Here is a 13,436-nt window from a genome sequence, read left to right as displayed (position 1 = left end):
CGGTGGTGGGGGTGATGAGGCAGATGGGCTCGGTTTCGTTGGGGGGCATTGGGGGCCTTTCCGTCGGGATCTCAGCAGAATAGGAGTTGGGCACGACTTGGCGGGGGAGTTATCCACAGGGGGCCTGGGGCAACTGATGGGAGTGAGTGGATGGGTGAGCCGCGGTGGGTTGAGGTTCGGGTGGTGGCGGATGCGGGGGTGGATGAGAAGCGGTGTGTGAAGGCTGTTCGGCAGTTGCGGAAGGAGTTGGCTGGGGAGGGGCTGCCTACGCAGGATGTGGCGGAGCCGGGTGGTTTGGCTCAGGACGATGGGTCCATTGCGATCGCGGTGGCGTTGGTGGGGGCGGGCGGGGTGGTGCCGACGTTGGTCGCCGTACTGCGGGATTGGATCCAGCGGCGGAAGAGTCCGGGGAAGATCGTGGTGACGTTGGGGGAGGACTCGATCGAGCTGGAGCGGCCGACGTTCGACGAGCGGGCTGCGTTGCTCGAGGAGTTCCTCAACCGGCCTCGGTAGTCACACGTTTGAACGGCAGTTCTGGCGTTGTCCGGCGGAACCGGCGGGCGTAGCGTCGATGGTGGGGCCGATGGGGTAGCCGGCCGGGGGAAGGGACTGCGATGCGGCATGCGGTGGGGCGGTGCAGGATTCGGGGAGGCCTTCGGTGGCCGGTTGTTTGTTGTGGAGTCGGGGGGCTGCGGCGGAACTGGTGGGAGCACCGGCGGGTCTGAGGTCGAGCCGGACGAGGAAGCTCTGCCCGGACGTCCCTCCAGAAGGGTGGAGCCCAAAGGAGCCCGGGGTGCGTGAGCACTCCGGGCTCCCTGCTGTGCAAGGGGCGCGGACTGCTGTGTAAGGGAGCGCGGAGGGGAGGCGGGTGGCTACTTACCGTTGCGGGATCGGGTCGGGCGCGAGATCATGGGCACGATCCTGGGAGGGGTGGGGCGTGGGGGCTTGGGTGGACGTCGTGTTGCTGGATGACGATCCGGAATGGGCGGATCGGGGGATCAGGCAGTTGCGACGGGAGTTGGGGGAGTTCGAGACCAGGGCGGTTCCGACGACCGCGCCGGAGGGCAGCAAGGGGGATGCGGCCGCGATCGGGCAGGTGGCCGTCGCGTTGGGCGGGGCCGGCGGAATGGTCTCGGTGCTGGTCGCCATTCTCAAGGACTGGCTGGTACGGCGGAGTCCGCAGCAGCGGGTGAAGCTGACGATCGGGGCGGACTCGATCGAGGTGGACGCGGCGTCGACCGAGGAGAAGGCGCAGTTGATCGAGGCGTTCCTGCGTCAGCACGAAGCGAGCTGAGTCGTGGGGCGTCGCCGGGCCTTGCTGGTGGCCACGTACGAGTACGAGGACGCCGGCCTGCGCCAACTCAACACGCCGGCGCAGGACGCGGAGGCGTTGGCCGACGTACTCGAAGATCCGGCGATCGCCGGGTTCGAGGTGCAGGTGCTGATCAACCAGCCGACCAGTCGCGTGGGCGAGGCGATCGGTGAGTTCTACGCGACGGCCGAACGTGACGACCTGACGCTGTTGTACTTCAGCGGCCACGGGTTGAAGGACGACAACGGCCGGCTGTATCTGGCGATGAAGAACACCAAGCGCGAGCGGCTGCGGTTCAGCGCGCTCCCGGCGCACATGATCGACGAGGCCGTCGCGGAGAGTTCGGCGCGGCAGAAGATCCTGATCCTGGATTGCTGCTACGGCGGCGCGTACGCCGTGCAACAGCTCGCGAAAGCGGATTCGGCTGTGCACACGAAGACCGAGCTCGGCGGGAGGGGCCGGATCGTGCTGACGGCAACGGACTCGACGCAGTACGCGTTCGAAGGCAGCCAGATCCACGGCGAGGCGGCGCAATCGGTGTTCACTCGTCACGTAGTGGAGGGCCTGCGCAGTGGAGCGGCCGATCTGGACGCGGACGGCGACATCACCGCAGACGAGTTGTATCGCTATGTGTACGACGCCGTGGTTGCCGAGCAGCCGAGCCAGCGGCCGAAGCAGTTCGCCGATGTCGAGGGGCGGACCGTGATCGCCGCCAATGTCCGATGGACCCTGCCGACGCGGATCACCGCGAATCTGGACAGTCCGCTGCAGCCTCTCCGTGAGGCCGGCCTGCAGGAGCTCGGGCAGTTGCTTCAGGCAAGCAATGAGCAGGTTCAGCAGACCGCGAGAGCCAAGCTCGAGGAGTTGACGAACGACGACAGCCGGGCGATCTCCGCCGCTGCACAGGCCTACCTCGACGCCCCGCCGCCGGCCAGACCGCAGCCGGTCGCATCACCTCAGGTACGACGGCGCGCGGCCGGACCGACGTTCGGCGATGTCGCAAAGGCGATCGTACGGCGCTGGCGCGACCGCTTTCATCTGCCGACGATCGACTGGCCTGTCTTCCTGCTGACGGTCGTGGCCGCGGGGCTTGCGGTGACATCCGCGGTGCTGGACGACACGGTGTACTCGATCACCGTTGCAGCGGTTCTGACGTGCGCGGTGATCGCACAGTTGAGGCTCCGCGAGGCAGGGACCGCGTTCGTTGCGGGCTTGTCGGTCCCAGGTCTGGTGAGTGCTGTGCTGCTGACCAGTTGGCTGACGAACCTGGTCTTCGCGCCCCTGAATCACACCCCCGGATTGCTGCTCGCGGCCGCCCATGTTGCCTGGTTGGCGGCGGGCGTTGTGAGCTTCGTCAGCTGGCGCCCTGGAAGGCCACGTCCTCAGCTCCGGCTCGTGCTGCTGGGCGCCGCGGCGACGATCCTGATCCTCGTCATGGTGGTCGACGCGTATCGGCATGGACCGCACCGCTTGAATCCGGATGTCCTCGACAGGCTGAGCCCGGCCGTCCTCGGCGTTCTCGGCGCCGAGTTGGCGCTGGCCGGTCCGTTGTTCAATCTCGGACGACCGTTCATGGCCGGCTGGGTGCTCGGCGGATTCGCAGTCTGGATCGGACTCTTCCACCCGCCTGGCGGGTTCAGCCCGCTGTTGCTGGGCTTGCTGGTCGTCTGGTTGCTGCTGGGCATCGTCGCCGTCACGAGACCGGTTCAAGCCGACCTGCCGACGAAGAGTTGGTTGGTCGCGACAACGTTGCTGGCTCCGGCCGTACTGGCTGGTGCCGCGTTCGCCGTCGTACCGCCCGCGCTCCGATCGCCGGTCGCGGTCGGACTGGCTGTGAGTCCCGACAATCAGTTCCTGTACGCCGCCGACTTCGCCAACGGACGAATCCTGAAGGTGAGCACGACGACCCGCAAGCAGGTCGGCGACGCACTTCGAGTCGGAGTCCGGCCCGGCCAGATCGTCCTGTCGTCCGACGGAGCGAGGTTGTACGTGTCGAATTCCGGCTCCGGCACCGTCTCGGTCATCGACGTCGCCGCGTGGAAGGTGATCGGTCAGCCGATCGCTGTTGCGCCTGACTCCACCGAGTTGACGGTGAGCGTTGCCGCCCATCGTCTCTACGTGCTCAGCAACAAGTCGCAGACGATCACCGAGGTGAACACCGAGACGATGCAGACGGTCGGTGGTCCGCTGGCCAGTGGACCGAACCCAGCGGACGTCGCGGTCGACGAGAAGGGCGAGCGGCTCTACGTGGCCGGCCGGGACTCGGACACGGTCGCGGTGATCGACACCAAGACCCGTCAGCCCGCGCGAGACCCGATCAAGGTGAATTCCAAGCTGCGTGACCTCGCCCCAGGTCCGGACGGAGCGTTGTACGCGATCGGCAGTTCGTCGTACGCGGTGATCAACACGAACGCCGAGACGACCCGGCCGAACCCGGTCACCCTGACAAGTGAGTCGAGCATCGGCGCGTCGGACGGCAAGAAGCTCTACATCCTCGGAGCCGAAGGCGTCAACGCCACCGACGACACCGTCCGGGTCGTTGACCTGGGCACTCGTAAGGTCGTCGGATCCCTGACCGACGACCTTGGGGGAGCGGTCGAACTGGCCGTCAGCGCGGACGGCCAGCGGCTGTACGTCAGCAACTTCTTCCAGGACGGCATTCTCGTGCTCGACACCGCCGGGCCGAAGGTGATCGGGAAGATCGAGCTGAACAGCTGAGAAGGCCGGCTCGCAGATCGCGAGCCGGCCTTCTCGATCAGAGGTTGCGGAAGAACTTGCGGAGGTCTTCGGTGACCTCTTCGGGGCGTTCGAGGGAGGCGAAGTGGCCGCCCTTGTCGTAGTTGGACCAGTGCACGATGTTGGTGTTGTCGCGGTCGGCGAGTGGGCGGATCGTCTTGAAGTCGTCGGCGAAGACGGCGACGCCGGTCGGGGCGTGGTTGAGTTGCGGCTCGGCGCCGGAGTTGGCTTCCTCGTAGTGGTAGCGGCCGGCCGCGGCCGAGGTGTTCGTGAACCAGTAGAGCGAGACCTCGGTGAGGATCTGGTCCTGGGTGACCAGGCTGGTGCCGTTGCCGAAGTTGTTGAAGAGCTCGTTCCAGGCGAGCTGCCCGACCGGCGAGTCGGAGATGCCGACGGCGACGGTCTGCGGGCGGGTCGAGTTGATCGCGTTGTACCCGCCGACCGACTGGAACCACCGCAGGTGCTCCAGCGCCGCGTAGTCCGCCGGCGTGAACTTCTCGAACTCGGACGGGTCGCCCGACGGGAACGAGAACAGCTGCAGGACGTGCAGGCCGAGGAAGCCCTCAGGGTTGAGTACGCCGAGTTCACGCGAGATCATCGCGCCGCCGTCGGACCCGTGCGTGCCGTACGACGTGTAGCCGAGCCGCCGCATCAACGTGTCGTAGGTCCGCGCCACCCGGGCCATCGTCCAGCCCCGGTCGACCAGCGGCGTACTGAAGGCGAAGCCCGGCATCGACGGTACGACGACCGAGAACGCGTCCTCGGCGGATCCGCCGTACGCGACCGGGTCGGTCAGCGGGCCGATCATGTCGAGGAAGTCGACGAACGAGCCCGGGTAGGTGTGCAGCAGGAGCAGCGGGGTCGCGCCCTCGACCGCGGACGGCACGTGGATGAAGTGCACGGTCTGCCCGTCGATCTCGGTCAGGTAGTGCGGGAACTCGTTCATCCGGGCCTCCTGCGCCCGCCAGTCGAACTCGTTCTGCCAGCGGTCGACCATCTCGCGGAGGTAGTGGTTCGGGGTGCCGAGGTCCCAGTCGTCGCCGGGAGCGGGCTCGGGCAGCCGGGTCCGCGCGAGGCGGGCCTGCAGATCGTCCAGGTCGGACTGGTCGATCTTGACGGTGAAGGACTGGATGCTCTCGTTTGTGCTCATGGGTCTACCGTAGAATCCGTATAGGAACATTAGATTCCTAATTGGGAGATTGATTTGCTGGAGACTTCGCAGCGTTTGCTAGCACTGCTAGCTCTGCTGCAGACGCGCCCGGCGTGGACCGGTTCCGAGCTGGCCGTGCGGCTCGAGGTGACGACGCGGACGGTGCGGAACGACATCGATCGGCTGCGCGAGCTCGGGTACCCGGTGGACGCGACGCGCGGTCCGGCCGGCCACTACCAGCTGGGCGTCGGCGCGAAGCTCCCTCCGCTGCTGCTCGACGACGAGGAGGCGGTCGCGGTTGCTGTCGGTCTGCGGACCGGCGCGGGCGTTGTCGGTATGGCGGAGAGCAGCGTGCGCGCGCTGACCAAGCTCCAGCAGGTGCTCCCGCATCGTCTGCAGCGGCAGGTCAACGCGATCAACGACACGATGGACAAGGGCCCCGACAACACGCGCTCGAACGTCGACGCTCCCGAGATCGATCCCGCCGTACTGTCGACGATCGCGGCGTGCATCCGGGACGAGCATTACCTTCGCTTCGAGTACGTCGTACCGGATGGCGTGTCGATGTACAAAGCCGGGTCGGGGGTTGGGCGGGACCTGCCCATCCTGGTCGAGCCGTATCGGCTGGTGAGCTGGCACGGGTACTGGCATCTGGTGGCGCGGGATGAGGAAGCGGTCTGGCATTCGTACCGCGTTGATTGGATGTCGTTGCGGATGGCAACGGGTCGGCGGTATCAGCCGCGGCCGATGACTGACGAGGCTTACACCGATTTCGTACTGCGTGACGTCGCGTCGACCGGGTGGAAGGTGCATGCGCGGATCACCGTGTATGCGCCCGCGCAGGAGGTGCTGTCGCGGATCCACGCTGCCGTCGGGATTGTGGAGTCGGTCGACGACAACACCAGCGTTCTCGTCACAGGAGCCGACTCCCTCGAGGTGATTGCCGTCTACATCGGCATGCTCGGCCTCGACTTCCACGTCGACGGCCCACCCGCCCTCGTCAGCCACCTGCGAACTGTTGGCGAGCGCTACCTGAAGGCGATTGATGTGCCTAAGGACAGGAGGTAGTCGGCCGATCTGGGGTTGCGAGGGAGAACTCAGGCGGGCGGGAGTGTGGGTTGCGCGACTACGTCCTGTCCTTAGGTACGCCGAGGCCGGCGTTGCGGGCTTGGATTATGGCGGTGGATCGGTCTGCTGTGCCTAGTTTGGTGAAGATGGTGGAGACGTTGTTGGCGACGGTCTTCGGGGCGAGGTCGAGACGGGTGGCGATCGCGGGGTTGGAGAGGCCGGCGGCGAGCAGGTCGAGGATCTCGCGTTCGCGGGTGGTGAGTTCGGGGAACGGGTCGGTGGGTGGTGGGGCGGCGAAGAAGGTGAGGACGCGGCGGGCGACGCCGGGGCCGAAGATGGCTTCGCCGGCGGCTACGGCGCGGATGGCGCGGGCGATCTCCTCCTGTTCGGCGCCTTTGACGAGGTAGCCGCGGGCACCGGCGCGCATGGCGGCGAAGACTGAGTCGTCGTCTTCGAACATGGTGAGTACGAGTACGGCGACTTCGGGCGCCGCCCGGGCTAGTTCGCGGGTGGCGGTGAAGCCGTCCAGGTCGGGCATCTGGAGGTCGAGTACGGCGACGTCGGGGCGGGTTGTGACGACTTCGCGGATCGCTTCACGACCGGTTGAGGCGACGCCGACTACCTCGATCCCGGGCAGGGAACTGAGCAGTGCCGCCAGTCCGGCCCTAACCACCGGGTGGTCGTCGGCCAGCACTACCCGGATCACAGGACCTCCAAGGACGCAGCCGGAGCGGTGGTGGTGGGGTGACTGGCTTGGGTGGGTTGGGGAAGGGGGAAGCGGGCTTGGACTCGGCCGCCGGTGCGGGTTGGGCCGGCTTGGAAGGTGCCGCCTAGTTCGGCGGCGCGTTCCTGCATGGCTTGGAGGCCGACGCCGGGGCGCCAGGCGTCGGTGGGTGGGCCGTCGTCGGTGATCTCGATCTCCAGTTCGTTTCCGCAGCGCAGCGTCAGTACGGCGGATGTCGCCCGTGCGTGCCGTACGACGTTTGTCAGCGCCTCCGTCGCGATCCGGTACGCCGCGACTTCCAACGCGGCCGGCAAGGTCGGCAACCCGGAGGCTGAGACCACGACGCGGATCGCTGTGCCGTCGGCGCGGATCGACATCTGGTCGGCGCGTTGTTGCAAGGCGCCGAGGAGGCCGAGTTCGTCCAGGGCGGGAGGGCGTAGGTCGTCCACCAGGCGTCGTACGTCGGCGATCGCGGAGCGGGTGTCGGCGCGCAAACGTGCGAGTAGTTCGACTGCTCGCGAAGCGTCGGGGGAGAGGGCATGGTCGGTGGTGATGAGGTTGGCGGCGGCGTCCGCGGAGAACGCAACGCCTGTGAGAGTAGGTCCCAGCCCGTCGTGCAGGTCCCGCCGCAAGCGCCGCCGCTCCTCCTCGCGCGCGGAGACGAGCTTCTCGCGCGACGACTGCAACTCCGCGGACAACCGCGTTGCGTGCACTGCCACCGCCAGCGGTACGGCGACCAGCCCGAGCACACTCCGGTCGGCCGAAGACAACCCCGACTCGCCCGACCGGACCCCGACCTCCAGCGTCCCCACCACTTCACCGCCGTACGACAACTCCAGCGGTACGACGGAACTCGCCACCGAACCACCGCGGGCATCAGCAATCGAATCGTTCGCGAGGGCGCGGTCGTTGGCGAGGGAGCCGTCGGCGATGACTCGGTCGTCGACGATCAGGGCGGCGTAGGGCAGGCGTAGGGCGGAGCGGATTGCTGCGACCACGCCTGGGAGGCCGGCGGATAGTTGCTCGCCGACCCGGGATGCCACTCGTGCGGGATCGTGGCGGTCGCCGTAGAGGGCTCGGTCGACCAGTTGCTGGAGGCGGGGGAGTACCGGCGCGATGATCAGTGCCACGAAGACGGTCACCGCGGCCGACCGGCCAACCTGTGATGCGATCAGCGAGTCGAGTAGCGCGACCAAGGCCGCATAGCTGCCAATCGCAACCAGCGACAGCAACGCCCACGTCAACGCACGCGACACGACCAGCCGGATATCGAGCAACTGATAGCGGACGATCGCCACAGCCACCGCGATCGGGATCAGCGGAATCGCCAGCAGGACAAGGATCGGCGTACCGGCGACGAACGACCACGGCGTCACGAAGAGCAGTGCGATCACCGAGGCCAACAGCAACCACAGCAGTTGCCGGCGGCCCATTTCATCGGCGCGGCGGTACCGGATGGCGAGGCAGATCAGCGCCAGCAGGAGCGCGATGAGGTTGCGCACTTCGGTCGCGGTCCACAGCGGTTGCAGGGCGTCGAAGTCGCGCAGGGCGAGAAGGCCGTAAGGATGATCGGGCGAGACCGGCTCGCCGCTCCCCGCCATCTCCAGCACGAAGAGCGGCGCGGTCGCGATGATCCCGATCGCGGCCCACCGCCACCGCGGCGACAACAGCCGGCCGTCCGGAAACAGCAGCAGGGCGAGCGGCAGGAACAGTCCGATCGACCACGGCCAAGCCGCCAGCGAGATGGTGACGAGCACCTGCTTTGCGAGTTCCCCGTGCACCAGGTACGCGAGGGTGTCGGCGAACGGTGTCGTGGCATGCCCGATCCCGTCCGCCAGGAACAGCCAGCCGATCGGGTTGGCCGGCCGGTGCCAGGCGATCACCGCCCCGCACAAACCGAAGGTGAGGCCCATCAGCCCGTTCGTGACGACGAAGTTGTCGACCAGTTGACCCCAGCCCCAGCCCGCGGACAGGGCGTAGACGACAGCAAAAGTCACCTCGGCGACCACCAGACCGGCCAGCGCGCCGGCCAGGCCGCGGCGGTTCACGGAGGTTGTCATACCGGCAGTGTGCCCCCGGAAGGTTCCCGGCGTCTCGGGAATGCGATCCCGGATCGACCGGGGAACCGCCCGCCCGGGTGGGATCCGGCGCCCAGGCGGACGGTACGGCGCACGGGCGACGGTGGTGCCCAACACCGAAACAAGGGGGTAGGGAGATGTACAGATTCGGGCTGGTTCTGCTCGGGTTGCTCGCGCTGATGGACGTGGCGACGCCACTTCTCACCGACGGGGACCACCCGCCGATGAGCATCGCGATCGGGGCCGCGGTGGTCGGGCTGATCAGCCTCGTGCTGGTCGGGTTCGCCTGGCGTGGGAAGCGCTGGGCGCTGGCGCCGTTGATCACGCTGCGGTTGGCGTCGGCGTTGCTCGCCGTACCGGCGTTCTTCGCGTCCGACGTACCGGCAGCTGCGGTCGCCGCCGCCGGATTCGGAGTCGCTGCGACGGTCGTCGGCGTGATCGCCGTACTGCTGCCGAAGCGCGAGCTGGTAGGTGCGCGATGACACAGACGATCAGCCGTACGACGTCCCGCGCGGACATCCGGCCTACGTGGCGGTGGTTGGCGGCGCTGATCCTGCCGATCGGGCCGGCGGCGGTCGCGCTGCTGCGGTTCCTGTTGCCGTACGACACGACGGACGACGTCTCGACGATCACCAGCAAGGTCGTCGGTCATCTCGATCGCGGTTCGATCGTGCTCTGGCTGGGCTACCTCGCGATCGTCACGCTGGTACCGGGCGTGTACTTCGTCGGTCGGTTGACGCGTCGCAGTACGCCGTGGCTCACCGGGGTCGCGGTGTGTCTGATGATTCCTGGCTACCTGTCGTTGCCGACAGCGGCGTCGAGCGACGTGTTCACCTGGTCGGCGGGCACTGCCGGTCTCGACCAGGCGTCGATTACGAAGGTCGCCGAGGTCACGCACGGCTCGGTGGACGTGGCGGCCACGGTGTTCGTGGTCGGTCACGTGCTCGGCACCATCCTGCTCGGGATCGCGATGTGGCGCTCCGGAGTCGGTGGCCGATGGGCCGCGGTGGCGGTCGCGATCTCGCAACCGCTGCACCTGATCTCGGTCATCATCAGCAGTCACCCGTTGGACCTGGTCGGCTGGGGACTGCAGGCAGTGGGGTTCGCCGCGGTGGGGTGGGCGATCCTCCGGATGCCGAACGACGAATGGCAGCCACTGCCGTGAAGCGGGCCCGTCCGGCGTGAGGGATCGGAGGGGGAGATCCAGATGACCGACGTACCGGACGGGCCCGGGTTCGTCACCCAGCGCGGCAGCTTTCGGGCCGCGCACGTGGCCGAGCAGAACGTTGAACAGCAGGCATTCATCCTGGACGAGATGGCCGGGCGGCCTGCGATCCGTACCTTGAAGTCGTGGGCGCTCGAGCAGTTGGCGCCGGCCGCGGGGGAGACGGCGGTCGACGTCCACCCGGCCGATCCCGGCGTACTGCAACGCATGGTCGAAGCGCAGGGGGGCGCGCGGCAGGGCTTCGTCGGGATGATGCACCTGACCTCCTTGCAGGCCACCCTGAGGAATAACCGCACGGAATGCAGGACTACCGTCGCGTACCGTGAATCGGTCGCGTTTCTCCCGGCCTCGTGGCAGCATTCTCGAATTGGGGGATGGGGATCATGTCGCGAGCGAGAAGGGCAATACCTCAGGAACACCGCGCGGTATGGCTGGCCGTCGGGATCGCCGCCGCGGTGGCTGCCGTTGCCTGGGTGGCGATCGCACAGACCGGCTCCCGGAGCGGGTCGGCGGACCCATCGGCGCAGATCGCCACGCATTCGGCACATGAGGTAACGCCGACGCTCAGTACGCCGCCTGCGACCGAGCGCAACGAGGTGAATCCGGGCGTGGCCGCCTGCGCCAAGGAAATCCAGGCGGCCGAAGCCGTCGTCACCGCGGCGGGTAATGCCACTGAGCATTGGCGTGAACACGTACAGGCACGGACCGATTTGCTGGCCGGTAAGAATTCCGAGGAACAGACAAAGGCGATCTGGAAGCGCACTCGGCTGCTCGGTCCCGCGGATAAAGTCGCGGTGAATTCGGCGGTGGCCGAGCGCGCGAAGGTGAGGGGCGGCTGCGCCGGCGTACCGGGCAAGGCGGCTGCGGTGTGCAAGCAGCGACTCGCCGCCCTCGACGCCGCAGGTGCGGCAGACCGCGCGGCCGCCGGGGACTGGGCAGCCCATCTGCAGGCGATGGCTGCGCACGCGGCGGGGGACTTCGGCGCCGAGCACGCGCAGGACCTCTGGGTCGCCGCCTGGACAGCCGCGCCACGGAATCTCGACGCGGCGGCCCGCGCCACCGCAGCCCTCGCGGACGTGCCCGCCTGCAAACCCGCCTGACGCGGCGACGTCGTGAGCGCTCTCAAACCCCGTGCTGCTTGAGGAAACTGACTGTCCGCGCCATCGACGTCGGCCACGCCGGGCCGAACGCGTGCTCCTCGCCGGGGTACGTGAACAGCGTCGCGTCCTTCCCGGCCGCCTTGAGCGCGGCGAGACTCTCGCGGGACCACGCGATCGGGCAGGTCGAGTCCGACTCGCCGTGGTGGATCAGCACCGGTTCGGTGACTCGGCCGAAGAAGTTCACGGCGGACACGTTCCGCCAGAACGACGGGTTCGCTGCCGGTTCGCCGTACTTGCGCAGGATCTGGGTGGCGATCGGTCGGTCCGGTCGCGTCCAGCGGTTGAAGTTGTCGGCCGCGTCCGAGCTGACCGGCGCGAACACGACGGCGGCCTTGACGAGTCCGGGCTGCGTCACGAGCACGTTGTAGGTGATTCCGCCGCCCATCGAGCGGCCGAGCAGTGCGATCCGCGACGGGTCGACGTACTGCGAGGTGCGGAGTGCGAGGACGGCGTTGACGACGTCCTCGGTGTAGCCGAGTCGCAGGTTGAGCTCGGAGCTCGAATCCTTCGAGGACTCGGCGTGGTTGCGGTAGTCGGTGTGCAGGACGACGTACCCGCGGCGGGCGAGGTAGTCCTGCTCACGCATCAGTCCGCGACCGTTGGTGTAGACGTCCGGGTCGATGTAGCCGTGGTTCAGGACGAGTGCTGGATGCGGTCCCGGTGCCGACGGGACGTTGAGGATCCCCGAGATCGTCAGCGTCGCGCTGCGGTAGGTGACGTGATAGCGGGTGTACGCCGGATTGCGGGCGAGCACGCGGCCGAGTCGAAGGTCGCTGCCGTTGTACTTCTTCGTCGTCAACGCCTGCAGCGACACCGGCTCTGGAGCAGTCACGGGCGAGGCGGTCGATCGTGGTGGCATGGTTGGAGTGGTGGGCGGAGCGGCGGACGGCGTTCGGGAGGTCGCACTCGATGTCGGCGCAGGGGGTGCCGCGTCGTCGTTGGTGCAGGCGATCGCGGCCGTCGTCATCAACGCGACGACTCCCGCCCACGCCATCCGCCGGCTCATACTGCCAAGTCTGCCGTCGCCTCCGGAGAAGTCCGCGAAAGTTCCGGCAACGATTGGCGACGAGGCCACTGCACGATCAGTACGGCGGACAGTACGAGCGCACCGCCCAACCACTGCACGGCGCTCAGCTGCTCACCGAACACCAGCGCTGCCGTTGCGACCGTCACCACCGGCTCGAAGATCGACAGGATCGAGGCGACGGACGGACCGACCCGGGCCATCCCGGCAAAGAAGAACAGGATGGCCGCGACGGTGCTGATCAGTGCGACAGCGGCCAGCCACAGCCAGCCGATCGGGGCAAACGTCAGATCAGTTCCGCGGAAGAATCCGAGGACCAGGAAGGTGCCGAACGCTCCCGTGCACACGAGTGCCGTCAACGCCAGCGGCTGTACGTCGGCGGTCAGCGAATCGCCGACCAGGATGTAGCACGTGTAGACGATTGGTGCACCCAACGCCAGCAGGACGCCGATCCAGTCGAACTGCCCGGTCATCGCCCCGCTGAGCACCAACCCGATCCCGACCAGTGCGACCGCGAGTGCCCCGATACGCCGCCGTGACGCACGTTCGCGGCGCAGGGCGATCGCCCCGACCATCACGAGGACCGGATACAGGTACAGCAGCAGTGCGACCAGTGACGCGTCGATGCGGGCCAGCGCGGAGAAGTACAGGCCGGATTGGGCGGCGTACCCGAACACGCCCATGCCGAGTCCGGTGAGGACGGCCCGGCGGGGCAGGTTGCGTAGCGCACCGCGGGCGAGCGCGAGTGCGAGCACTAGCGCGCCGGCGAGGCCGAAGCGGACCAGGAGGAGGGCGTCCACTGACACGCCCGCGTCGTACGCGAGCTTGCCGAAGACGGCCATGACCCCGAAGGTGGCGGCGGACAGAAGGCAGAAGAGGCGTCCCACGTCATCGATGGTCAGGGGCGCGGACTGTTCACGTCCATCACGGCTTCACGGACAGCATTGTGAAGCTAAGCT

12 protein-coding genes are annotated in these 13,436 nt (G+C 67.7%); 7 read left to right on the top strand and 5 right to left on the bottom strand.

What is annotated here, in order from left to right:
- Positions 1-216: 216 nt before the first annotated feature.
- The 3 genes from ACLJOO_RS40625 to ACLJOO_RS40615 all read left to right on the top strand — a co-directional run bounded on the left by ACLJOO_RS40625 (position 217) and on the right by ACLJOO_RS40615 (position 4,030).
- Positions 217-513, top strand: a complete 297-nt coding sequence (locus ACLJOO_RS40625) for an effector-associated constant component EACC1 (RefSeq protein ID WP_410793450.1) — start codon at positions 217-219, stop codon at positions 511-513.
- A gap of 424 nt (positions 514-937) precedes the next feature.
- On the top strand, positions 938-1,294 hold the full coding sequence (locus tag ACLJOO_RS40620; RefSeq protein WP_410793448.1) for an effector-associated constant component EACC1: 357 nt from the start codon (positions 938-940) through the stop codon (positions 1,292-1,294).
- Between the two features lie 3 nt (positions 1,295-1,297).
- On the top strand, positions 1,298-4,030 hold the full coding sequence (locus tag ACLJOO_RS40615; RefSeq protein WP_410793447.1) for a caspase, EACC1-associated type: 2,733 nt from the start codon (positions 1,298-1,300) through the stop codon (positions 4,028-4,030).
- A gap of 37 nt (positions 4,031-4,067) precedes the next feature.
- Here the strand turns inward: ACLJOO_RS40615 and ACLJOO_RS40610 are convergent, their stop codons facing one another.
- Positions 4,068-5,198 (bottom strand): epoxide hydrolase family protein, encoded by a 1,131-nt coding sequence (locus ACLJOO_RS40610; RefSeq protein WP_410793445.1) that lies wholly within the window; start codon positions 5,196-5,198, stop codon positions 4,068-4,070.
- 54 nt (positions 5,199-5,252) lie between these two features.
- On the opposite strand from ACLJOO_RS40610, the gene ACLJOO_RS40605 reads away from it, so the two are divergent.
- A complete protein-coding gene (locus tag ACLJOO_RS40605) occupies positions 5,253-6,266 on the top strand; it encodes a helix-turn-helix transcriptional regulator (RefSeq protein WP_410793443.1) in 1,014 nt (337 codons plus the stop codon).
- A 58-nt stretch (positions 6,267-6,324) separates the two neighbouring features.
- Here ACLJOO_RS40605 and ACLJOO_RS40600 read toward each other — a convergent pair whose 3' ends face one another.
- Together ACLJOO_RS40600 and ACLJOO_RS40595 are read right to left on the bottom strand one after the other, a co-directional pair.
- Entirely contained in the window at positions 6,325-6,972 is a 648-nt protein-coding gene (locus ACLJOO_RS40600; RefSeq protein WP_410793442.1) for a response regulator, read from the bottom strand.
- Positions 6,969-9,050, bottom strand: coding sequence for a sensor histidine kinase (locus ACLJOO_RS40595; RefSeq protein WP_410793440.1), 2,082 nt, complete (start codon positions 9,048-9,050; stop codon positions 6,969-6,971). Before ACLJOO_RS40595 ends, ACLJOO_RS40600 begins: the two co-directional genes overlap by 4 nt.
- A gap of 155 nt (positions 9,051-9,205) precedes the next feature.
- On the opposite strand from ACLJOO_RS40595, the gene ACLJOO_RS40590 reads away from it, so the two are divergent.
- The 3 genes from ACLJOO_RS40590 (at position 9,206) to ACLJOO_RS40580 (ending at position 11,393) form a co-directional block, all read left to right on the top strand.
- Positions 9,206-9,550: a hypothetical protein gene (locus ACLJOO_RS40590; protein WP_327636111.1), complete on the top strand. Its 345-nt coding sequence runs from the start codon at positions 9,206-9,208 to the stop codon at positions 9,548-9,550.
- A complete protein-coding gene (locus ACLJOO_RS40585; protein WP_410793438.1) occupies positions 9,547-10,233 on the top strand; it encodes a hypothetical protein in 687 nt (228 codons plus the stop codon). Before ACLJOO_RS40590 ends, ACLJOO_RS40585 begins: the two co-directional genes overlap by 4 nt.
- 443 nt (positions 10,234-10,676) lie before the next feature.
- Positions 10,677-11,393 (top strand): hypothetical protein, encoded by a 717-nt coding sequence (locus tag ACLJOO_RS40580; protein WP_410793436.1) that lies wholly within the window; start codon positions 10,677-10,679, stop codon positions 11,391-11,393.
- A 22-nt stretch (positions 11,394-11,415) separates the two neighbouring features.
- Here ACLJOO_RS40580 and ACLJOO_RS40575 read toward each other — a convergent pair whose 3' ends face one another.
- Both ACLJOO_RS40575 and ACLJOO_RS40570 read right to left on the bottom strand, forming a co-directional pair.
- Entirely contained in the window at positions 11,416-12,459 is a 1,044-nt protein-coding gene (locus tag ACLJOO_RS40575; RefSeq protein WP_410793434.1) for an alpha/beta hydrolase family protein, read from the bottom strand.
- Positions 12,456-13,364 (bottom strand): DMT family transporter, encoded by a 909-nt coding sequence (locus ACLJOO_RS40570; protein ID WP_410793433.1) that lies wholly within the window; start codon positions 13,362-13,364, stop codon positions 12,456-12,458. The genes ACLJOO_RS40575 and ACLJOO_RS40570 overlap by 4 nt, the downstream gene beginning before the upstream one ends.
- Between the last annotated feature and the right edge of the window lie 72 nt (positions 13,365-13,436).

Origin of the sequence: Kribbella sp. C-35 (assembly GCF_046549195.1) — a bacterium.
Classification (GTDB): domain Bacteria; phylum Actinomycetota; class Actinomycetes; order Propionibacteriales; family Kribbellaceae; genus Kribbella.
This window is presented reverse-complemented; position numbering and strand designations above follow the sequence as displayed.

Coding starts and splice junctions, on each gene's coding strand:
- ACLJOO_RS40610 (WP_410793445.1), bottom strand. CDS start 5,198: ATGAGCACAAACGAGAGCATCCAGTCCTTCACCGTCAAGATCGACCAG.
- ACLJOO_RS40595 (WP_410793440.1), bottom strand. CDS start 9,050: ATGACAACCTCCGTGAACCGCCGCGGCCTGGCCGGCGCGCTGGCCGGT.
- ACLJOO_RS40590 (WP_327636111.1), top strand. CDS start 9,206: ATGTACAGATTCGGGCTGGTTCTGCTCGGGTTGCTCGCGCTGATGGAC.
- ACLJOO_RS40585 (WP_410793438.1), top strand. CDS start 9,547: ATGACACAGACGATCAGCCGTACGACGTCCCGCGCGGACATCCGGCCT.
- ACLJOO_RS40580 (WP_410793436.1), top strand. CDS start 10,677: ATGTCGCGAGCGAGAAGGGCAATACCTCAGGAACACCGCGCGGTATGG.
- ACLJOO_RS40575 (WP_410793434.1), bottom strand. CDS start 12,459: ATGAGCCGGCGGATGGCGTGGGCGGGAGTCGTCGCGTTGATGACGACG.